The organism is uncultured Planktomarina sp., assembly GCA_943788425.1.
Classification (GTDB): domain Bacteria; phylum Pseudomonadota; class Alphaproteobacteria; order Rhodobacterales; family Rhodobacteraceae; genus Planktomarina.
This window is the reverse complement of the sequence record CALSQF010000015.1, coordinates 1-20864: the sequence shown is the minus strand read 5'-3', so window position 1 is coordinate 20864 and position 20864 is coordinate 1. Positions and strand designations below refer to the sequence as shown.

Here is a 20864-nt window from a genome sequence, read left to right as displayed (position 1 = left end):
TCAAACCCACGCATGGCACATCGCACCTTCTTTTGGTTTATTTTGCCCTCTTTGGCCGCAATGCTCCTGTTCATTGCTTTGCCGCTTGTTTCTGTGGCGGTGCAATCGTTGCATATTGAACATGAACAAGTCCTGAAGGTCACAAAAAATTGCGGTCCCTTTGGATGCAAAGAAGAAACAACCGTGAACGCCGAAGCGACGCAAATGCTGCGCGACCAAAAACCTTTGGGGCGCTTCAATGGATTGAACACCTATTTTGACCGCGGCCATCTGGCCACAGCGGAAGTCGCGCAGGCCTGGCAAGAACGAAGCTCATTGGGCGGGTTCTTGGCCGATCTTTACAATTTGCCATTGTATAAGGCTATTGGCTTTACTTTGGTCTACACTTTCGTTGTCACGCCGCTGGTCATCTTGCTGGGACTTGTAATTGCGCTGGGCGTGAACCGGGTCACTCCGATCCTGAAAGGGCCAACAATCTTTGTGTCCCTTTTGCCCATGATCGTTACCCCATTAATTGGCTCTCTCATTTTATTCTGGATGATCGATGCGCAGGGGATCATCGGCAAATCTTTGCAATATCTTTTCGACGATCCTGAGCTGTCGCTCAAAGCCTCTCCGGCGCTGACCTGGATGACCTTGATCGTTTATGGCATATGGCATTCAGCCCCTTTTGCCTTTGTGGTGTTTTACGCGGGCTTGCAAACAGTAAATTCGGATTCCTTGGAAGCGGCGCAGATCGACGGCGCAAACCGTTGGCAGCAATTGCGCTATGTGGTGATCCCACATCTGATGCCTTTGGTGATCTTTATCTCGTTAATCCAACTGATGGATAATTTTCGCGTCTTTGAGCCCATCGTGGGCTTTTCCGCCCAGGCGAATGCTACATCGTTATCCTTCATCATTTTTAATGATTTGCGGGGCGATGTCATGCGATTCAACTCTGCTGCGGCCACATCGGTTTTGACAATACTGGGCGTGACGATCTTGCTTTTGCCAGTTTTGATCCGCACATGGCGGGATTTCAAAGGGAAGGCGATATAATGACCAGCCGCGCAAACAGAGCTTCAAAGCCACTGATGATCGCCTCAACCGGCTTTGTGCTGATCTGGGTCTTTATTGCGGCATTTCCATTTGTCTGGACGCTTTGGGGCTCCTTCAAAGTGCAGGGTGATTTTTTCTCAAAAGCCGATTGGCGCTATGCGCTCAATGGGACGCGCACAGCGATTGAAACGGGCGGGCTGTTCACCGGCGCCGGGTACGAGGGCGCTTGGGTGCAGCAGGAGTTCTGGCGCGCCGCGCTCAACACCGCGATTGTGGTGCTGTTCACGGTGCTCATTTCACTCACCCTTGGGACCTTAGGCGGCTATGCTTTGGCCCGTTCTGGCCACAATTATGCATTTTGGCTTTTGATGATTGCTCTGGTGTTTCGCGCAATGCCCCATATTACCTTGGTCTCAGGCTACCTTCTGCCGTTTTTTGAATGGAACCTTTGGGGGCATTTGCCCACCACCATCATCGTGCTGGTTGCAATCAACCAACCCTTCACTCTGTGGATGCTGCACTCTTTCTTCCTCAATATCCCTAAAGATTTGGATGAAAGTGCCAAGGTGGATGGCTGCACCCAGTTCCAAGCCTTCCGCCATGTTATAATTCCTGTCATGTGGCCTGGCGTTATCACCACCGGACTGTTCAGCTTCCTTCTCGCCTATAACGATTTTGCGGTGACCTCGATGCTCCTGTCAAAGGACAACCAAACGATGGTGCCAGCCATTGCCGGGTTTTTGGGATCTACGTTTGAAGAGGGCAACGTGATGTTCGCAGTGGCTGCGGTGGTTTCAGCCACTGCTCCGCTCTTTGTCTTGGTTATGTTTTTCCAAAGGCAAATCGTTTCGGGTTTGACGGCCGGCGCGGTGAAAGGATGATTCAGACATGACAGGCAACCGGGTTCGCTCAGAATTTTAGAGGGTAAAAATGGCAATAGAATATCTCAAACACGGCAAGTCAGATGCCGCTCGTGCTGAAGAAGATGCAAAAACGGCGGAGGTGGTCGCCGCAACTTTGCAAGATATCGAGGCTCGGGGAGATGTGGCTGTTCGGGAATTGGCCAATAAATTCGATGGTTATGACCGCGAAAGCTATCGGCTCACCGCCTCGGAAATCGAGGTGCTGATGGCTGAGGTCAGCCTGCAAGATATGGCCGACATCAAATTTGCCCAAGAGCAGGTGCGCAATTTTGCCCAGGCCCAGCGGGACAGTATGCAAGATATCGAGGTTGAGACCCTGCCAGGTGTAATCCTCGGACACAAAAACATCCCGGTACAATCCGTAGGCTGCTACGTTCCTGGGGGTAAGTTTCCAATGGTCGCCTCCGCGCATATGTCCGTGGCCACAGCCAGCGTTGCCGGGGTGCCGCGGATCATTGCAGCCACGCCGCCCTTTAACGGCAAGCCCAATCCGGCCGTCATAGCTGCAATGCATCTGGGCGGGGCACATGAGATTTATGTATTAGGGGGTATTCAGGCCGTTGGTGCCATGGCTTTGGGCACACAGAGCATTGAACCAGTTCACCTGCTGGTCGGTCCTGGCAATGCCTTTGTGGCAGAAGCCAAGCGCCAGCTCTTTGGTCGGGTTGGAATTGACCTTTTTGCAGGCCCGACCGAAACCATGGTGATTGCCGATGAAACAGTGGATGCCGAGCTCTGTGCCACTGACTTGCTGGGGCAAGCGGAGCATGGCTATAATTCTCCAGCCATCTTAGTAACCAATTCGCGCAAATTGGCCGTAGCAACGCTGGCCGAGATCGACCGCTTGCTTACGATCCTACCGACCGCCCCGACCGCAAGCGTCAGTTGGCGGGATTATGGCGAGGTGATCTGTTGCGACACTTATCAAGAAATGCTTGAAATCGCTGATGACATCGCCTCCGAACATGTGCAGGTCATGACGGATCGCGATGATTGGTTTTTGGAGCATATGACCTGTTATGGGGCGCTCTTTTTGGGCCCGCGCACGAATGTCTCCAACGGTGATAAGGTCATCGGCACCAACCATACCCTGCCAACAAAAAAGGCCGGGCGCTACACGGGCGGGCTATGGGTCGGAAAATTTCTTAAGACCCATAGCTATCAAAGGATCCTCACCGATGAGGCCGCGGCGATGATTGGCGCCTATGGTTCGAGGCTTTGTCTGCTGGAAGGGTTTGTGGGCCATGCCGAACAATGCAATATCCGGGTGCGCCGCTATGGTGGGCAGAATGTACCTTACGGGGGGGGCGCCAAATGACCCCTGCCGCGGCGAAAGCCTGCCTTGCGCCTCTTCAATTGGCAATGGCCAATTTCGCTGAAGCCCCGGTCCGGTCCAGCCTCAAGAATGTGTTTTCGCAGACAGCCAATATTCAGTTATGTCACCCCTTCGGGATGCTGTGCGGCCCTGAAGCGCTGTACGAAACGGCCTATGCGCCGCTCTTCGCCGCTCTTCCTGATTTGGAACGGCGCGAGATGATCACGATGGCAGGCACAACACCGCAGGGGCAAGACTGGGTCGGCATAATGGGCAATTATATGGGCAGCTTTCTAGCGCCCTGGCTTGGTATACCGCCAACGGGCCATCTCACCCATATGCGCTTTCACGAATTTTACCGCCTCGAAGAGGGGAAGGTCACCGAAATGCAGGCGATCTGGGACATTCCGGAAGTCATGGCGCAGGCAAACGCCTGGCCCATGGCGCCGCAGCTTGGGGCGTTTCTGTGCACCCCAGCGCCGATGACCCAAGACGGGTTGCGCCTGTCCGGCAATGGCGACGCGGCGATGGAACGTGTTGTCTCGATGCTGACCGATCTATGCCGTCACCCTGCTGAGGGTGGCCCAGAGATCATGCAGCTTGAGACCCATTGGCATCCGCGTTTCAACTGGTACGGACCAACGGGCATAGGCACAGGACGCGGCATTGCTGGCTTCCGGCATTGGCATCAAATTCCTTTCCTGCGCGGCATGCCAGACCGAAAGCTTGATGCGATGGGCGATTTGATGTCGCATTGGATCGGTGAAGGCGAGTATGTCTGTGAAACCGGCTGGCCGAATATGCGCCTGACCCTCAGCGGCGATGGTTGGATGGGCTTGCCGCCGCTGGGCCAGGAAGTACTGATGCGCAGTTTAGATTTTTGGCGTGTGGAAAACGGGCTTATTCGAGAAAATTGGGTCTTGGTCGATTTGCTGGATATTTACCGCCAGGTCGGAATTGATGTCTTCGCACGGCTCGCGGAATTCAACAAAGCCAAGCCCGGTGGATCCATCAGCCTTAACAATGGAATGCCGTCATGAATTTGCCGCAAACCCCAAGTTTTCTTTTGACTGGCAAAAGGGCTCTGATCACCGGGGCATCTTCCGGCATTGGCCGGGCCTGCGCCGTTGCGCTTGCCGATTACGGTGCTGCGGTCACATTGGCCGCACGGCGCGTCGATCAACTGGAAGAGACGGCAGCGCAATTGCGGGATGCCGGTCAAACCGCCGAGGTGCTTGCGCTAGATGTCGGGGATATAGAGGCCACAGCAAGTGCGGTGGAGCGCCATGGTCCCTTTGACATTTTGATCAATTCCGCCGGAACGGCCCGCCATTCCAAAGCCACTGACACCACGGCTGAAGACTTTGATGCTGTGATGACTGTCAATTTGCGCGGCGCGTATTTCCTGTCCCAAGCTGTGGCAAAGGGGTTAATCGCGGCGGGGCAGCCAGGATCTTTGATCAATATCTCGAGCCAAATGGGCCATGTCGGCGGCATGGAGCGCGCGGTCTACTGCGCTTCTAAATTCGCCGTTGAAGGGTTCACGAAAGCTATGGCGATTGAATTTGGGCCACATAATATTCGGATCAATACCATTTGCCCCACCTTCATCTTAACAGAACTTACTCAGCCAACCTTTGATGATCCAGATAAGCGTGCCTGGGTTTTAGATAAAATCAAATTGGGCCGTGCTGGGGACGTGAAAGATATCATGGGGGCGGCGGTTTATCTGGCCTCAGACGCTGCGGCGTTGGTGACCGGCACCGCCGTGATGATTGATGGAGGTTGGACAGCAGACTGATGTCGCAAATTAAAGTCACCTCTGCCGATGTCGCCGCCCTGGCTGGGGTGAGCCAATCTGCCGTCAGCCGTGTTTTCACACCCGGCGCGTCGGCCTCGGCAAAAACCGCGCTTAAAGTTCGGGAAGCAGCGGTGAAATTGGGATATCGTCCCAATAGCATCGCGCGCGCCATGGTCAGTGGCAAAAGTCGGATCATTGGTTTGGTGGTGGCCTATTTGGAAAACCAATTCTACCCAGAGGCTTTGGAAAAACTCTCGGCAATGCTGCAAGATCGTGGCTATCATGTGCTGATTTTCATGGCCAATACCGCCACGGACAACCTGGATGAAATCCTTGATGAAATCTTAGACTATCAGGTAGACGGAATTGTTGCCGCCTCCGTGGCGCTCTCCTCACAGCTCCTTGATCGATGTCAAAACGCCGGGGTGCCTGTGGTCTTATTCAACCGCAGCCAAGATTTGCAATCTTTGTCTTCCGTCACCTCAGACAATCTTCAAGGCGGTCGAAAAGTTGCTGAGTTTCTATTGGCCACAGCGCCAAATCGCATTGGCTATATCGCCGGTTGGGAGGGGGCCTCGACGCAGCGTGACCGCGAATTTGGATTTCGTCAAAGGCTCGCAGAGGACGGGCGCGATATAGATCTGCGCACGATTGGCAATTTTCATATGGACAGTGCCCGCCAAGCCACGCTGGAGATGTTTGATCGCGGGGATCCACCAGATGCGATCTTTGTCGCAAATGATCATATGGCCTTTGCGGTGATGGATACGCTGCGCTTTGAACTCGGTCTATCTGTGCCGCATGATGTTTCTGTAGTCGGCTATGACGATGTGCCGACAGCGGCCTGGCGGGCCTATGATCTGACGACTGTGCGCCAGCCCGTCAATCAAATGGTGGCTAGAACTGTTGAGACCCTGCTGCGGCAAATTGATGATCCCGACAGCACACCCAGCCGAGTCGCGCTGGATGGACCTCTCATAATTCGTCGCTCGGTGCGACTTCCAGAAGGATGGACAAATGAAACCCTATGCGAATAATTGGCAAGATTTTCCCGATTACATAATCGGCATTACCAAGCAAATCTGGGAAGACAGAGGTATTGAAAGCCTCAATCATTATTATGCCCCCGATATCGTCGTGCGCAGCCCTATGGGCATTCAAAGAGGCAATGAAAGCGTGAAAGCCTCAACGATGACAACGGTTCACGAGTTCCCAGATCGTCAACTCTTTGGGGAAGATGTGATTTGGTCTGAAACGCCAGAAAATGGCCACCTGTCATCGCATAGGTTGATTACCAAAGCGACCCATTTGCAAGACGGACAATTTGGCAAGGCAACCGGCAAGCCATGGACCGTTCGGGTTATTGCTGATTGTGCAGCCAAAGGGGAAACCATCTATGATGAATGGCTCGTGCGCGACTATGGCGGCATTGTGCGCCAACTGGGATATGATCCAGCAGAATTTGCAGCGCAGCTTATTGAAAAAGAAGGCGGTCCTGAGGCCGCGCAGTCGGTTTTTCTGCCAGAAAATGACATGGACGGAGGCTATCACGGCCGGGGAAATGATAACGCATGGGGCCAAAAATATGCCGATATTCTCAATCGGATTATGGCCCAAGATTTCAACCATATTTTCAAATGCTATGACCGAGCGGTCATCGGAGACTATGCTGGGGGCAAAACCACATTGGGCCGCGATGACAGCATTGGCTTTTGGCTGGGTCTAAGGGCCTCTTTTCCCAAGGCGGACTTTAAAATTCATCACCAAATTGGCATGGAAGGTGGCATGCTCAGCCCACGCGCGGCGATCCGTTGGTCCCTGGACGGTCTGCATGAGGGCTGGGGCAGCTTTGGAGCGCCCACAGGCAAGCCTGTGCATGTCTTTGGTATGTGTCATGCAGAATTTGGACCCTGGGGCCTGCGCCGTGAATATGCGCTTTATGACGAAATCGCGATCTGGAAACAGATTTTGATGGCGGGCCATTAGGCTGCGTTTTTGGATCTTGCAAAAAGGAACATAGGATGACCCCAGAAGAGATGGAAAAACGCATTGTCCGCTATGGCGATCTCATTCCATGCAAAACAGCCTTTATCGACGCCCACACGCCTGGAAGCGATCAAAAAGAAAATTTCACGATTATTGGCGGAGGGGTGTCTGAATCACCTGACCAACATGTGCATATTGCTGTGCCGCATGGGTTCAACATTGGGGCAGCAGGACAGCCTCCGAAATGTCGAAATTCATTACACAATCATCGTACAGCAGAAGTTTTCTTTGTTTTATCCGGCCGCTGGCGCTTTTTTTGGGGCGAGCGGGGCGATGCTGGTGAGGTGATCTTGCAAGAGGGCGATATTGTTAACATCCCCACCAATATGTTCCGAGGCTTTGAAAATATCGGAACAGATTATGGGATGATTATGGCCGTTTTGGGTGGAGATGACGCCGGCGGCGGCGTGATCTGGGCGCCGCATGTGATTGAAGATGCCAAAGACCATGGTCTGATCCTTGGAGAGAATGGCAAACTCTATGATACCAAGACTGGTGAGCGCCTCCCAGATGGGGTGGCACCGATGGCGGTTTTGACTGAAGCAGAATTGAATCAGGTCAATGTACCAACCCCGATGGAGGTGGTGGGCGGCTATGTGCGGCGCTATCTTGATATGGTGGCATTGGCACACAGCGGCGCGGTCAAAGTCATTGGCGAAAAAGGGTTGATCCGAGATCGCCCTGGTTTTGAGATTGATTTGATTACCCGCCATTGCGCTACTGATCAGCCGCATGCACATGATCGGCCAAGCGTCTTGATGCCTGTCAAAGGCCACTGGCGGATTGCCTGGGAGGGGGGGGCCACAACGCTGGCTCCGGGAGATACTATGTCCGTGCCGGAACATCTTCCACATAGCGCAGTGCCGTCCATGACGGGGGAAGCCGCGCTCTATCATATCATTGCCACCGATGACCCTGCTGGCCCCACTTGGGTGGCTTGATCCTTGGCTGGCTCTCTCGTTCTTTTGCCCGGTATGATGTGCGATGCGCGGCTTTTTGCGCCGCAGATAGCTGCGCTTTCTGCCGGCCGAGCGGTTTTGGTGCCCCCCTTAACGGGCACCAATACAATCGCCGGCATGGCGCATTCGGTCTTGAAATCTGCGCCGCCGCAATTTGCGCTCGCAGGGCTGTCGATGGGGGGGATCGTCGCGATGGAGATCATGCGCCATGCACCTGAACGCGTGACTCATCTCGCCTTGATGGCCACAAACCCCAAAGCAGAAGACCCAGCCGTAAGCGCCAATCGAGAGCATCAAAAGGCGCAGGTACGCCAAGGCCATCTGCGTGCAGTTCTGCGCGATGAGATGAAACCAAATTACCTGACAGATAGCGCCCATAAGGACGATATTTTAGATCTCTGCATGACCATGGCCATGGACCTTGGCCCCGAGGTCTTCCTCAACCAATCTGAAGCGCTAGCCACCCGCCCAGACCAACAAGACAATCTAAAGCTGGTGAATGTGCCAAGCCTGATCCTTTGCGGCAAAGAGGATCGATTATGTCCGCTCGATCGACATGTGTTGTTGGCCCAGCTCATTCCTGGGGCACAGCTTGAAGTTATTGATGGGGCTGGCCATTTGCCGACACTTGAACAGCCCGAGGCCACCACCACCGCGCTGCGCATCTGGCTCGATGGTGCTACAAACGCCCCACCCCTGCCCCCTAAGGAGATTGAACATGTCTAAAGTATTGACCACGCATACCGGATCATTGCCCCGAACACAGGAGGTTGTCGATTTCATCTTTGCGCGTGAAAATGAAACCTCTTATGATCAAGCAGAGTTCGACAAGACCATGTCCGCTGCTGTCGCTGAGACCGTGACCCGGCAGAAAGAGGTTGGAATCGACATCGTGAGTGATGGTGAGACATCCAAGATCTCCTATGCCACCTATGTCAAAGACCGCTACACAGGGTTTGCAGGCGACAGTGACCGCAATGCACCAGCAGATTTGGCGATGTTTCCGAGCTTTCTCAAGCGCTTGGCCGATGGCGGCGGCACCCCCACTTATGCGCGCCCCATGTGCGTGGGTGAGGTCACATCAAAAGGACAAGGTGAATTGGGGAAGGATATCGCCAATCTCAAATCTGCGATGGCCGCACAGGGGATCGAGCGCGGCTTTATGAATGCCGCCAGCCCCGGTGTGATATCCTTATTCTTGCAAAATGGCTACTATCCAAATCGCGAGGCTTACCTCGCCGCTTTGGCGGATGCGATGAAGCAGGAATATGAAACCATCATAGCTGCCGGCCTTGACCTGCAATTGGATTGTCCGGATCTTGCGCTCTCCCGGCACATGCTCTTCACCGACATGAGCGATGACGAATTTCTGAAGGTTGCCGCCACTCATGTGGAGGCGCTGAACCATGCGCTGTCGAATGTGCCCGAAGACCGTGTGAGAATTCATATTTGCTGGGGCAATTATGAAGGGCCACATATCTGTGATATTCCGATGTCGAAAATGTTTGACACGCTGATGTCCGCCAAAGCGCGCTATGTGTTATTTGAAACCTCAAACCCACGCCACGGGCATGAGTGGACCGTTTTTCGCGACCGCAAGGCTGATATCCCGGATACAAAGATTTTGGTCCCAGGGGTGGTCGATACGACAACAAATTTTGTCGAGCATCCAGAGTTGGTGGCGCAGCGGATTGAAAGATTTGTCGATATTGTCGGTCATGAACGGGTGATCGCTGGCAGTGACTGCGGCTTTGGGACCTTCGCAGGCTTTGGTACAGTCGATCCCAGTATCGCTTACGCCAAGCTGAGCGCTTTGACCGAAGGGGCCGCGCTGGTCACATAACCTTGCGCGCCAAGGACACCCGCCAAGCCGGTGTTGCGTGACTGCGCATGACGGGTTCCTTCGGCGAGCCGTTTTTTCACCCATTTCAGGGGCGTAAACTGTGACCTGAGGGTTTTGTGGCCAAACCGTGCTGTTGGCTTTTGCGCAGGCGCCTGCGGACAATTATATGTCTAGGATCCAGACCTAGAAAACTCTAATATATGGGTTATGACATGTGCGTAAACGGTTTCATGAAAGACGGATACATATGAAGAAATTGGGGCTCGATGCTACGGATATTCGCATATTAAGTGCCGTTCAACAGCATGGACACCTGAGCAAGACGCGTCTCGCAGAGCTGGTTAACCTCTCGCCGACACCGTGCTGGGCACGGCTTGATCGCTTGAAGTCCGCGGGGATTCTTCGTGGCTTTCACGCGGATATCGCCCTGGAGCGCATCATAGATTTCACACAGGTTGTGGTCACCGTGGCGATGAGCTCACACCGAAAAATCGAATTCGAACGCTTTGAGCTGCACATTCGCAACTTAGACGAAGTGACCCAATGCATCGCGACCGGCGGTGGCATGGACTATGTGATGACGGTGGTAACGCCCAATTTGGCCGCGTTCCAACGCCTCATGGAAGAGATGTTGTCAGCGGATCTCGCGATTGAGCGCTATATGACTTACATCGCGACTCGCCAAGTCAAAAGCTCCCATCCAAATCTCGCAAAACTCACCACAACATCTTAAAATCACGGGGAAAAGACCAAACAGGCTAAACTTGCCCAGTAAATCAGTCCAGTCGGCCGCTTTCTTGCCAGTAATCGGACCATGATTGCGACACGATCAAGTTAAGTATGGGCCAGAATTCAGTTTTCCTTGGCCAGATTGGCCAGCAGCAAAGAGGGCGCAAAATGAAACAGGCAGATGATTTTGGCTTCGGAACTCAGATCCGCAAATCCCCTTATTTTGACGCGACCGTCCGATGGGGTGCTGAGGCTTTTTCGGTCTATAATCACATGTATATCCCGCGTGATTTTGGCGATCCTGAACAAAATTTCTGGAACCTTGTGGATCAAGCAATCCTTTGTGATGTTGCCGTGGAACGCCAGGTCGAAATCACCGGACTGGACGCCGCAAAATTCACACAGATGCTGACATGCCGCGATCTATCCACGATGGCCGTTGGCCAGTGCAAATATATTCTGATCACCAATGCCGATGGTGGCATTTTGAACGATCCGATACTGCTGCGTTTGGCAGAAAATCATTTTTGGATTTCCCTAGCGGACAGCGATATTTTACTATGGGCACAGGGCGTGGCGGTGCATTCCGGCCTCAATGTGAAAATCAAAGAACCGGATGTTTCACCGCTGCAACTTCAGGGTCCGAACTCAGGCCTGATTATGCAAGCGCTCTTCGGAGACAGCATTGCAGATCTAAAATACTACTGGCTGCGCGAGCTGGAATTGGAGGGAATCCCCCTCGTCGTGTCACGCACAGGCTGGTCCAGCGAATTGGGATATGAGCTCTATCTGCGCGATGGGTCAAAAGGCGATCAGCTTTGGGAATTGATCATGACTGCGGGCGCGCCACATGGGTTGAAGCCCGGTCATACTTCTTCGATCAGGCGGATTGAAGGTGGGATGCTCTCCTACCATGCGGATGCGGATATTGAGACAAACCCCTTCGAGCTGGGCTTTGATCGCCTCGTTAACCTCGACATGGATGCAGAATTCATCGGCAAAGCTGCGCTGCGCCAGATCAAGCACGACGGCCCGAAACGCAAACAGGTCGGGCTGGTCCTCGACTGCGCCCCGCTTACCGGCCCGAACACCACCTTCTGGGGCATCCAACAAGATGGCGCAACCATCGGAAAAGTGACCTCCGCAGTTTATTCACCACGCTTAAAGCAAAACATAGCGCTGGCCATGGTTGCCACCGATGCGGCCATTTTGGGAGCGGAAGTCGAGGTTTTAATCCACACTGGAATGGTCAAAGCCACTGTGGTTGAGCGGCCATTTTATGATCCCAAAAAGCAGATCGCAGCCGCATAACAAACCTGGCGGCCTGTCCTTGCGCGACACGGAAGGCCGCCCATCTCTCCTTCCTATAATTGGAATCCCTATGTCTGATCTTTCTATTGAGCTTCATTGGCAGCGCACAACGCCCGTGTTCGCCACAGGCACTTACTCAAATTCTCACATCGTTCAAATGAACCGATTGCATGAAATTGACGTGGATTCAGCTCCAGATTGGGGCGGTGATCCGGCGCATACCAATCCCGAGCAAGCTTTGGCCTCTGCCCTGTCCAGTTGTCACATGATGACCTTTCTCGCATTGGCTGCCAAAGCCAGATGGCCGGTGGCCAGCTATCATGACTATGCAGAAGCCCATCTGGGCAAAAATCCCAAAGGTCAGATGTCGGTCACACGCATTGATCTGCATCCCGTGGTGCGCTTTGATACGGGCTTTGCTGTGAAAGATGAGGACTTAGCTCAGATGCAAGACCGAGCGCATCGCTATTGCTTTATAGCAAATACTTTGGCGGAGAGTGTTGAAATCAATATCCGCTAAGTCTTGGCGCAATGCGCGCAGTTAGGCTCGGGCCAGTATCAAATTAATAAGGGGGACTATGACCATCATCAAAGCCCCCCAAGAGGTTTAGCCGAACATATCCGCGGTGATGCCTGCATACCAACCTTCGGATTCCTCGTAGGTGGCTTTGCGCACTTCGGCGGTCTCGCCTGTAGCTGAGATGAAACCATCGACCTTTGCAATCTTTTCATCGGTGGCTTCATAAGTTGCACCGACTTTCACACCATCATTGGTGTCAATCAAAGACCAGCATGTGTTCGAGAATTTTGCTGGGAAAACGCGAGATCCCGTCAACGCCCCGCGCACGGCATTAGCGCAGACCTTGGCTTGGCTATTTGCAGAGAAGCCTGACTTTGGCATGTCGCCTTGTTGAGAGGCATCGCCCAGAACATAGACATCCGCATCCGCTTTCGTGGACATGTCAATCGCGTTGACCGGGGCAAACTTGCCGTCGGTCACACCAGCAAGCTCGGCGATACGGCCCGCTTTCATGGCGGGGATCACGTTACAGACGTCAACTTTGGTCACTTCACCATCAATTGTCACCGTCATGGCGCCGGGGTCCACCGAAACGTTTCCGCCACCGAAATCATCGCCAATCCAATCGATCATCCCGCTGTAATGTTTGCCCCAACCTTCTTGGAACAAGCCTTGCTTCGAGAATTTCGGTTTCGGATCTGCCACAATGATCTTTGCGGTCGGATTATTGGCCTTCAGATAATGCGCCACCATTGAGACCCGCTCATAAGGCCCAGGAGGGCAGCGGTAGGGATTGGGCGGCGCAACCATGGCGAAAGTGCCGCCCTGGGGCATCGCGGCAATTTGCGCTTTGAGCAATTCTGTTTGTGAACCACCTTTGTAGGCATGAGGCATGGCGTTTTGCGACGACAGATCCCAGCCGGCAACAGCCCCTTCGACAAAATCAATCCCAGGAGAGAGAATGAGCTGGTCATAAGGCACCGATGCACCACCGGCCAATGTCACTGTCTTCGCATCGCGGTCCACGCCAACAGCCCAATCATGCACAACGTTCACACCGCCGGCGGCCATTGTGCCGTAAGAATGTCCGAGATCATCAATGGTTTTGATCCCACCGAGATAAAGATTCGAAAAGAAGCAAGTGTAGTACATGCGCGAAGGTTCGATCAAGGTGACGTCAACCGCGCCTTTGCTGTCTTTGGCGATGTAGCGCGCCGCGGTCGCACCGCCGGCCCCGCCGCCAACAACCACAACCCGCGGCTTTCCATGGCCACCGGCGAAGGCCATGGGCGCTGCCAAAGCGGTTGCCGCTGCGGCGCCACTGCCCATAAATACACGTCTATTCAGTTTCATGTGTTCTCCTCCCAGAGTTTTGCCTGTTATTCCAGGTCACTAAAATACGCCGCAAGTGCTGCGATCTCTTCATCAGACAGACGCCCTGCCATCATTTGCATGACAGGGTGTGATCTAATTTTTTGTTTGTAGGCATGCATGGCAATCACAAAATCTTCTGTAGGCCACGCGGTGATTCCAGGGATGCCATCATTGGACCCGCTGCTTTGATGACAGGTCAAACATTCACTGGAGAGATATTCACCATATTCTGCGTCTCCCACCATGGCCAGCACCGAGGGATCAAGCTTTATGTCGATCCCCTGCCCTGTCTCTTGCATGTTTGACGCGCCGATCGATCCCTTAGAAAACGACCGCAGATAAGCTATCAGATTTGCCCGATCTTCTGGATCCTTAAGGCCTCGGAAACTCATCCGAGTCTTGGCCACCAAAGATTTTGGTCTCTCAAGAAAGCTGTCCAAAGTGTCTTCAGACCAAACCAGCCCATCTTGCCCGGCTTGGATCATACTCTTAGAGTATTTGGCCCCTCCCAGCCCGCCGGCAGTGCGTCCCAAAATATCATTCAGTTGTGGGCCCACTCGGTTTTTCGCCTGGTCGCCAACTTGATGGCACGATTGGCATTTCTTAAAAACAGCAGCGCCCAGAGCCGGATCTCCCATGCCGCTAGCCTGAGCCATTCCGGTTAAAAAGAAAGCCGCAAGCACAAAAAATGTTCCACGATTGCGGTGCAAGAACCCGTCCTCCCTTATTGACACCTGCACAGGAAACAAGAAACAAGCCAATAATGCAATCATAAATGCGCATGTATGAATGTAATATTATAGGAACTCTGCGCTTTGATCTATTAACCAGACCCTTCCTTTGAAAATTCGGTAAAATTTACAGGGCTTGTCAATCGCCGCGTTTTGCATCTTCCTAGGCTGGCGTAAACTCACACAGGCTGCAATCCAAAGGGCCAGATTGGACAGAGATGACCGATAACATCCGCGGCATCGCGCTGAAAGTGACAGCGGTTTCGATATTTACCTTTATGATGGCGCTGATCAAAGCCACATCCCAAGAGGTGCCGACCGGGCAACAAGTGTTCTTTCGGGCATTCTTCACGCTTTTGGTGGTGATTGGCTGGCTCTCGATACGCGGGGATTTTCCAAAAGCTCTGCGCACGTCCAATATTTTAGACCACACATGGCGCGGCCTGGCCGGCGCGGCCTCTATGTCTTTGCGATTTTTCGCTCTTGGGGTGCTGAGCTTTCCAGAGGTGGCCGCCCTGGGCTTTACCACTCCTTTGATTCTGACAGTTTTAGCCGCGTTGATCTTGGGAGAGACCGTGCGGGCCTTCCGCCTCACAACCGTGGCTTTGGGCTTTGTTGGTGTACTTATCGTCCTTTGGCCGACCTTAAATATGGACGGTGCACGCAGCACAATAGAAGTAATCGGCGCCACTGCAATCTTGGGATCAACCGCTTTGGCTGCCTTGGCGCAAATTTTCGTCCGGCGAATGGTGGCAACAGAGGGAACAGCGCAGATTGTCTTTTATTTCTCGTTGCTCATCACTGTGTTGTCCCTGTTCACACTGCCTTTCGGTTGGGTCAAACCCTCCGTCGAAGCGACCGCGATGCTGGTCACCGCCGGTGTGATCGGCGGAATTGGGCAGATTTGCCTCACCGCTGCATATCGCAATGCACCAGCCTCAGTGGTGGCCCCTTTTGACTACACTTCAATGTTGCTGGCCTTGGCATTGGCCTACTTCTGGTTCAGCGAGATCCCAACCGCTTGGACCATAACCGGCGCCTTGGTCATCATCACCTCCGGCGTGGTGATCCTCTGGCGAGAGCAGCGCTTGGGTCGCAACCGCAACCGCGCACAATCTCCGCTTTAGGCCTATCCACAGCGTCATATCTTATTAAAAAAATATTTCGCATACCACGGTATACCATCGACCTTTGCATTCTTATTCGCTATGAGAGGGCAAATCTAGCCGCAAGGAATGCACTATGACTGATATTATTTATACAAAAGTTGATGAAGCGCCGGAGCTTGCCTCCGCATCCTTCCTCCCGATTCTCCAAAAATTTTCCGCTGCAGCGGGCGTGACCATCGGCACCAAAGACATCAGCTTGGCTGGGCGCATCCTGGCAGCCTTTCCAGATTACCTCAGCGAAGAGCAACGCCAACCCGATGATCTGGCCGAGCTGGGCCGCTTGGTGAAAACGGCCGATGCCAATGTCATCAAACTACCAAATATCTCCGCGTCCGTGCCGCAACTGGTTGCAGCCGTGAAGGAATTACAAGCCAAAGGCTATGCTTTGCCCGACTATCCTGAAGCGCCGCAAACGGACGCCGAAAAAGCCGTCCGCGCAAAATATGATGCCCTCAAAGGCTCCGCGGTAAACCCGGTTCTGCGCGAAGGCAATTCTGATCGCCGTGCGGCCAAGGCCGTTAAGAATTTCGCACAAAACAATCCCCACCGCATGGGCGATTGGGCCGCCGACAGCAAGACACGCGTGTCCTCCATGAACGGCAACGATTTCTTTTCAAATGAAAAATCTGCCACACTACCAGAAGATACCACCGCAAAAATCGTTTTGGAAACTGCCGATGGCGAAATCATCCTGAAGGATGATATCCTCTACACCGCCGGAACCGTGGTTGACGCCACCTTCATGAGTGCCGCGGCTCTCAAAGAATTTTTGGCAGCAGAAATTGAGCGCACAAAATCCGACGGCACTTTATTCTCATTGCATCTGAAATCAACGATGATGAAGGTCTCCGATCCAATCATTTTCGGCCATGCGGTCAAAACCTTCCTCGCCCCGGTTTTCCAAGCCCATGGCAGCGCGCTTGCTGAGCTCGGCGTGAACCCCAATTTCGGTTTGGGTGACTTGCTCGAGCGCGTCAAAGACAACGCGGAAATTCTCGCCGATATCAACAACTGCATCGCCGCACGACCGCCTATGTATATGGTCGACAGCGACAAGGGCATCAGCAATCTGCATGTGTCCTCCGATGTCATCATCGACGCCTCCATGCCCGCGCTGATCCGCGCAGGCGGCAAAGGCTGGGGCCCAGACGGGCAGGAATCAGAAACCAATTGCGTCATTCCTGACAATTCCTATGCCCCGGTCTACGACGAGACCATCAAATTCTTTAAACAGAACGGCAAGTTGAACCCAGCTACCGCTGGTACGGTGCAAAACGTCGGCCTCATGGCTCAAAAAGCCGAAGAATACGGCTCACACCCTACGACCTTTGAAGTGCCAGAGGCCGGCACGATCAAAATGATCCTGGCCGATGGAACCGTATTGCACGAACATACCGTCGAAGCCGGTGACATTTGGCGCTCGGCCTCAACCAAAAAAGCACCGATCGAAGATTGGGTAAACCTCGCGATTTCCCGGCAAAAAGCCGAGAATTGTAACGCGATTTTCTGGCTTGACGCCGACCGCGGCCATGATGCGGAATTGATTGCCTATGTCAAACCACTCTTGGACGCCAAAGGCGTGGCAGATAAATTTGACATCATGACGCCACGCGACGCCACCAGGGCATCGCTTGAAATCATCACGAAGGGCAAAAACTCCATTGCCATCACCGGAAATGTTTTGCGCGATTACCTCACCGATCTGTTCCCAATCTTGGAATTGGCCACATCGGCAAAAATGCTATCGGTTGTAAAACTGATGAACGGTGGCGGTTTGTTTGAAACTGGCGCAGGCGGCTCTGCGCCCAAACACGTTCAACAGCTCAACGAGGAGAACCATCTACGTTGGGACAGCCTGGGCGAATTCTGCGCCTTAGGCGAAAGCTTGACCTTCCTGGCTGAAGCAAAAAACAACAGCAAGGCCCGTGTTTTGGGACAAGCCGTTGATGCGGCCACCCAGTCCATTTTGGACGAAAGCCGCTCACCCTCCCGCAAGGTTGGTGAGCCTGACAACCGCAACAGCCATTATTGGTTCGCGCGCTACTGGGCCAATGCGCTTGCGACGCAAAACAGTGATGCAGAGCTCGCAGCCCATTTCGCGCCCATCGCAAAAGCTTTGACGGACGGAGAGGAGGCCATTTTGGCAGAACTCGCAGCGGTTCAGGGTACGGCGGCGGATCTTGGCGGATATTATCGGACAGATGCCGATAAAACCGCTGCGGTGATGCGCCCTTCTGCCACGTTAAACGCCATCATAGACTAAACACGCAAAGACGACCGAGCGGGACATGCATCCCGCTCGGCACAGCTTCAATTTTTCTCATCGCCTCCAGCGACCACAGCGGTCGGCTTTCGCATCATGCGGCACTTCTGCGAACAATATCGCACTTCATCCCATGTCTTCGCCCATTTTTTGCGCCATACATAGGGCCGCGCACAGGTTCGGCAAATCTTCGAGGGCAGATCAGATTTCTTTTGCATTTTCATTTGTAATGCGCCCGCCGGCTGCCAAAATCATGCACCCTTTTGCGCCAGGCCCGGTAGCTGCCAGCCTTCAAAGTCTTGCGCATCAACAGCTTCACGTCTGCCTCGCGCAGCCCATGTAGGTTTTGGATATCAGAGAACGACACATGGTCAGACAGGGCCATTTCAATAACCTCGCTGATGTCTTTTTCACTCAAAATCTTCGATGTGGCGCCCACAGTGTTTTTGTCCTCGTGCTTCACCTGAGCGTTTTTAACTAAGATGCATCCGTCGAAAGAAAAGCCCAAGCGAAAAAGACTTTGAGATTTCAACATCGAGCGAAGCCTATGAAACCACAAGGATTTTAAAGTATTCCATTGTATTCCTTTACTTTTTACGACTCACCTATAATTTAACCGTCAACGGAAACAGAAAAAAGGGACCGCAATGACTGTTCAGAACGCGCACCGCCTCGACAATACCGAAATCGACCACATCGCCGCGGTGATGAATGACCGCTTGAAACACCTGACCTTTAAAAGCCGGAATTTAGACAAAGCCTCAGCGATGAAACGTATCAATTCTGAGGTCTGCGAGATCAGTGTGCTTCTTGGCAAGCTTGACGCCCAGAAACAGGTCGGCGTGTAACCTCGCCCGATTTAGACTCGCTCCACGTGAGAGGACAGCACATGACAAAACCAAATGAAACCTTCACCCTGTCGGTCCGCGACTTGGAGATCATCGAAGACGCGCTTGGCGCAAAAGTGTCGCGCCGATCCCGGCGCATGATCGAAGCCGCAACGTCTCCAGACGCGTCTTTTCCTGACGAGATTAAGTCTGAGATCACAGAGTTGCGCGATCTGCTCGGACGATTGTGGAACCAAAAAACCTTCTATCGCCCAACAGACCGTTTCGTTGGTGGAGGCTGAACGCAGCGACGCGTCGGCAGCACGGCCAACAGGCCCTAGGGCCAGTGATCGGTCAACTCAGCGTCGCAAGATCGGACAGGATTGGGCACGTGGGGCGGTCATCGCCGGCGCAGGCTTCGATCAGATGCGATAGGGTGTTGCGCATGGCCTGCAATTCTTTGACCTTGGCATCGATGCGCGTCAAATGTTCCTGGGCAATTTGCTTCACATCGGCACTGGCACGCGTGTCATTTGCATATAATTGCAGCAAGGCCCGGCAATCTTCGATAGAAAACCCCAAAGACCGCGCCCGGCCCAGAAATGCCAATTTATGCACATCGCTCTCGCGAAAGCTGCGATATCCATTGGCGCTGCGCTTGGGCTGAATAAAGCCAATTTCTTCATAGTAGCGAATGGTTTTGATCGGCAAGTCCGCCATTTTTGCCACTTCACCAATATTCATATCGCGACCCTCCGTCTTAACAATCCCTCATCTGGCCGCTCGAACATAGCGCAAGCGCAGCGCATTGGCCAAAACAAAGATGGACGACAGCGCCATAGCCGCTGCTGCCAGAAACGCCGCCAGCCGGCTGCGCCGGCCATAGACTTCGGCGAGCTATTGTTTGTGCGCCTGTACTTGCCCATGACTGTCTTCGGAATGCTCTTGCGCCGGATAGCCCGCCGTAGTGGTCGCGCCAAGAAAATCGGCGCGACTGGCCTGATCTGGCGCATAGGTCACCTGTGCCGTCTCGGTGGCAAGGTTCACATCTACCGCAAAAACGCCGGGCAATTGCCGCAAGGCCTTATCCACCCGCCCGGGGCAGGACGCGCAGCTCATGTTACTCACAGACATCACAAATGTATCAGGCGCGCGCATAAATCTCTCCTAGCTTCGCCCCTCCTAAAGCCTCTACTTACTGGAGGGTTAAGCGAACCCTATAGGCCGACCAATACCAACAGATATGCGCTATTGCGCGGTCCATCCTCCGTCAATGGGAATGCTTGTACCTGTAACATTATGGGCAATCGGTGCGCAGAGCCAAACCGCCAAGGCACCAATCTCCGAAGGATCTGCGGTGCGCGCGGACGGTTGCTTTTCCGCCACCAATTCCACCTTTCCTGCGGCCCAGTCACCACCATATTTCTCAGCCCGCGCCATAATCTGCGGTTCAATCAGGGGGGTATCGGTCCAGCCGGGACAAATACAATTCACCGTCACCCCACCGGTCTCAGCACTGCCCACAGCCGCATATTCCAATGCGGCCACTTTCGACAGGCCAACCAAGCCAAATTTTGCAGCCACATAGGGCGCTTTTTCTTTGGAGGCCACCAAACCATGTACGGATGCAATATTTATCACCCTGCCATAACCACGCCGCGCCATATTCGGCAAAGCCTGCCGCATCGTATGCAGGGCACCTGAGAGGTTGACCGCAATAATCGCGTCCCAGGTCTCGCGGGTCAAATCTTCCAAGCTAACAGTGCGTTGAATACCTGCGTTATTGACTAATATATCCAAGGGGCCCCAATCCTCAACATCAGAGACCAACGTTTCGATGGCATCCGGATCGCGCATATCCCCCTCAAAGAAGCGCACGTCATCTGCGCCAGCCGCGCGGATGATCCGGCTGGCCTCGGCGATCTGATCTGCATCCGCGAGCCCATGAAGCGCAATCCGCGCGCCTTGCCGGGCCAAAGCCGTCGCTATGGCCAGCCCAATGCCCTGAACGG

The 20864-nt window shown here is 53.6% G+C and carries 24 protein-coding genes; 17 read left to right on the top strand and 7 right to left on the bottom strand.

Annotated features, from left to right (window positions below; translation table 11 throughout):
- Positions 1 to 12: 12 nt before the first annotated feature.
- The 13 genes from ABLW18_RS11795 to ABLW18_RS11735 all read left to right on the top strand — a co-directional run bounded on the left by ABLW18_RS11795 (position 13) and on the right by ABLW18_RS11735 (position 12488).
- Positions 13 to 1041, top strand: coding sequence for a sugar ABC transporter permease (locus ABLW18_RS11795; protein WP_347824988.1), 1029 nt, complete (start codon positions 13 to 15; stop codon positions 1039 to 1041).
- Positions 1041 to 1922: a carbohydrate ABC transporter permease gene (locus ABLW18_RS11790; RefSeq protein ID WP_347824987.1), complete on the top strand. Its 882-nt coding sequence runs from the start codon at positions 1041 to 1043 to the stop codon at positions 1920 to 1922. The genes ABLW18_RS11795 and ABLW18_RS11790 overlap by 1 nt, the downstream gene beginning before the upstream one ends.
- Before the next feature lie 49 nt (positions 1923 to 1971).
- A complete protein-coding gene (gene hisD, locus ABLW18_RS11785) occupies positions 1972 to 3282 on the top strand; it encodes a histidinol dehydrogenase (RefSeq protein ID WP_347824986.1) in 1311 nt (436 codons plus the stop codon).
- Positions 3279 to 4319: an ester cyclase gene (locus ABLW18_RS11780; protein ID WP_347824985.1), complete on the top strand. Its 1041-nt coding sequence runs from the start codon at positions 3279 to 3281 to the stop codon at positions 4317 to 4319. The genes hisD and ABLW18_RS11780 overlap by 4 nt, the downstream gene beginning before the upstream one ends.
- Positions 4316 to 5080: an SDR family oxidoreductase gene (locus tag ABLW18_RS11775; protein ID WP_347824984.1), complete on the top strand. Its 765-nt coding sequence runs from the start codon at positions 4316 to 4318 to the stop codon at positions 5078 to 5080. The genes ABLW18_RS11780 and ABLW18_RS11775 overlap by 4 nt, the downstream gene beginning before the upstream one ends.
- The gene (locus ABLW18_RS11770; protein ID WP_347824983.1) at positions 5080 to 6117 is read left to right on the top strand and encodes a LacI family DNA-binding transcriptional regulator; all 1038 of its coding nucleotides are present in this window, start codon (positions 5080 to 5082) and stop codon (positions 6115 to 6117) included. Before ABLW18_RS11775 ends, ABLW18_RS11770 begins: the two co-directional genes overlap by 1 nt.
- Positions 6098 to 7066 (top strand): ester cyclase, encoded by a 969-nt coding sequence (locus ABLW18_RS11765; RefSeq protein WP_347824982.1) that lies wholly within the window; start codon positions 6098 to 6100, stop codon positions 7064 to 7066. Before ABLW18_RS11770 ends, ABLW18_RS11765 begins: the two co-directional genes overlap by 20 nt.
- Before the next feature lie 35 nt (positions 7067 to 7101).
- Positions 7102 to 8067, top strand: coding sequence for a cupin domain-containing protein (locus ABLW18_RS11760; RefSeq protein WP_347824981.1), 966 nt, complete (start codon positions 7102 to 7104; stop codon positions 8065 to 8067).
- A gap of 3 nt (positions 8068 to 8070) precedes the next feature.
- Entirely contained in the window at positions 8071 to 8811 is a 741-nt protein-coding gene (locus ABLW18_RS11755) for an alpha/beta fold hydrolase (protein ID WP_347824980.1), read from the top strand.
- Positions 8804 to 9928, top strand: coding sequence for a cobalamin-independent methionine synthase II family protein (locus ABLW18_RS11750; protein WP_347824979.1), 1125 nt, complete (start codon positions 8804 to 8806; stop codon positions 9926 to 9928). Before ABLW18_RS11755 ends, ABLW18_RS11750 begins: the two co-directional genes overlap by 8 nt.
- Before the next feature lie 247 nt (positions 9929 to 10175).
- Positions 10176 to 10661, top strand: coding sequence for an Lrp/AsnC family transcriptional regulator (locus ABLW18_RS11745; RefSeq protein ID WP_347824978.1), 486 nt, complete (start codon positions 10176 to 10178; stop codon positions 10659 to 10661).
- A 164-nt stretch (positions 10662 to 10825) separates the two neighbouring features.
- Positions 10826 to 11968, top strand: a complete 1143-nt coding sequence (locus ABLW18_RS11740; protein ID WP_347824977.1) for a glycine cleavage T C-terminal barrel domain-containing protein — start codon at positions 10826 to 10828, stop codon at positions 11966 to 11968.
- Between the two features lie 70 nt (positions 11969 to 12038).
- Complete coding sequence (locus ABLW18_RS11735; RefSeq protein WP_347824976.1) at positions 12039 to 12488, top strand: OsmC family protein; 450 nt, start codon at positions 12039 to 12041, stop codon at positions 12486 to 12488.
- Between the two features lie 87 nt (positions 12489 to 12575).
- On the opposite strand, the gene ABLW18_RS11730 is transcribed toward ABLW18_RS11735, so the two are convergent.
- Both ABLW18_RS11730 and ABLW18_RS11725 read right to left on the bottom strand, forming a co-directional pair.
- Positions 12576 to 13841 (bottom strand): NAD(P)/FAD-dependent oxidoreductase, encoded by a 1266-nt coding sequence (locus ABLW18_RS11730; protein ID WP_347824975.1) that lies wholly within the window; start codon positions 13839 to 13841, stop codon positions 12576 to 12578.
- 26 nt (positions 13842 to 13867) lie between these two features.
- A complete protein-coding gene (locus tag ABLW18_RS11725) occupies positions 13868 to 14500 on the bottom strand; it encodes a c-type cytochrome (RefSeq protein WP_347825040.1) in 633 nt (210 codons plus the stop codon).
- A 311-nt stretch (positions 14501 to 14811) separates the two neighbouring features.
- Here ABLW18_RS11725 and ABLW18_RS11720 point away from each other — a divergent pair, with 311 nt between their 5' ends.
- Together ABLW18_RS11720 and ABLW18_RS11715 are read left to right on the top strand one after the other, a co-directional pair.
- On the top strand, positions 14812 to 15720 hold the full coding sequence (locus ABLW18_RS11720; RefSeq protein ID WP_347824974.1) for a DMT family transporter: 909 nt from the start codon (positions 14812 to 14814) through the stop codon (positions 15718 to 15720).
- A 115-nt stretch (positions 15721 to 15835) separates the two neighbouring features.
- Positions 15836 to 18025, top strand: a complete 2190-nt coding sequence (locus ABLW18_RS11715; protein WP_347824973.1) for an NADP-dependent isocitrate dehydrogenase — start codon at positions 15836 to 15838, stop codon at positions 18023 to 18025.
- A 47-nt stretch (positions 18026 to 18072) separates the two neighbouring features.
- Here ABLW18_RS11715 and ABLW18_RS11710 read toward each other — a convergent pair whose 3' ends face one another.
- Together ABLW18_RS11710 and ABLW18_RS11705 are read right to left on the bottom strand one after the other, a co-directional pair.
- A complete protein-coding gene (locus tag ABLW18_RS11710) occupies positions 18073 to 18249 on the bottom strand; it encodes a DUF2256 domain-containing protein (protein WP_347824972.1) in 177 nt (58 codons plus the stop codon).
- Positions 18246 to 18410 carry a DUF2805 domain-containing protein gene (locus tag ABLW18_RS11705; RefSeq protein ID WP_347825039.1) on the bottom strand — a complete coding sequence of 55 codons (165 nt, stop codon included), beginning with the start codon at positions 18408 to 18410 and terminating at the stop codon, positions 18246 to 18248. Before ABLW18_RS11705 ends, ABLW18_RS11710 begins: the two co-directional genes overlap by 4 nt.
- Positions 18411 to 18672: 262 nt before the next feature.
- On the opposite strand from ABLW18_RS11705, the gene ABLW18_RS11700 reads away from it, so the two are divergent.
- Both ABLW18_RS11700 and ABLW18_RS11695 read left to right on the top strand, forming a co-directional pair.
- Positions 18673 to 18873 carry a hypothetical protein gene (locus ABLW18_RS11700; RefSeq protein ID WP_347824971.1) on the top strand — a complete coding sequence of 67 codons (201 nt, stop codon included), beginning with the start codon at positions 18673 to 18675 and terminating at the stop codon, positions 18871 to 18873.
- A gap of 41 nt (positions 18874 to 18914) precedes the next feature.
- Positions 18915 to 19154 (top strand): hypothetical protein, encoded by a 240-nt coding sequence (locus tag ABLW18_RS11695; RefSeq protein WP_347824970.1) that lies wholly within the window; start codon positions 18915 to 18917, stop codon positions 19152 to 19154.
- A 52-nt stretch (positions 19155 to 19206) separates the two neighbouring features.
- Here the strand turns inward: ABLW18_RS11695 and cueR are convergent, their stop codons facing one another.
- The 3 genes from cueR to ABLW18_RS11680 all read right to left on the bottom strand — a co-directional run.
- Positions 19207 to 19596: a Cu(I)-responsive transcriptional regulator gene (cueR, locus tag ABLW18_RS11690; protein WP_347824969.1), complete on the bottom strand. Its 390-nt coding sequence runs from the start codon at positions 19594 to 19596 to the stop codon at positions 19207 to 19209.
- 153 nt (positions 19597 to 19749) lie between these two features.
- Positions 19750 to 20010, bottom strand: coding sequence for a heavy metal-associated domain-containing protein (locus ABLW18_RS11685; RefSeq protein WP_347824968.1), 261 nt, complete (start codon positions 20008 to 20010; stop codon positions 19750 to 19752).
- Between the two features lie 90 nt (positions 20011 to 20100).
- A partial coding sequence (locus ABLW18_RS11680; RefSeq protein ID WP_347824967.1) for an SDR family oxidoreductase occupies positions 20101 to 20864 on the bottom strand: 764 nt, incomplete at its 5' end.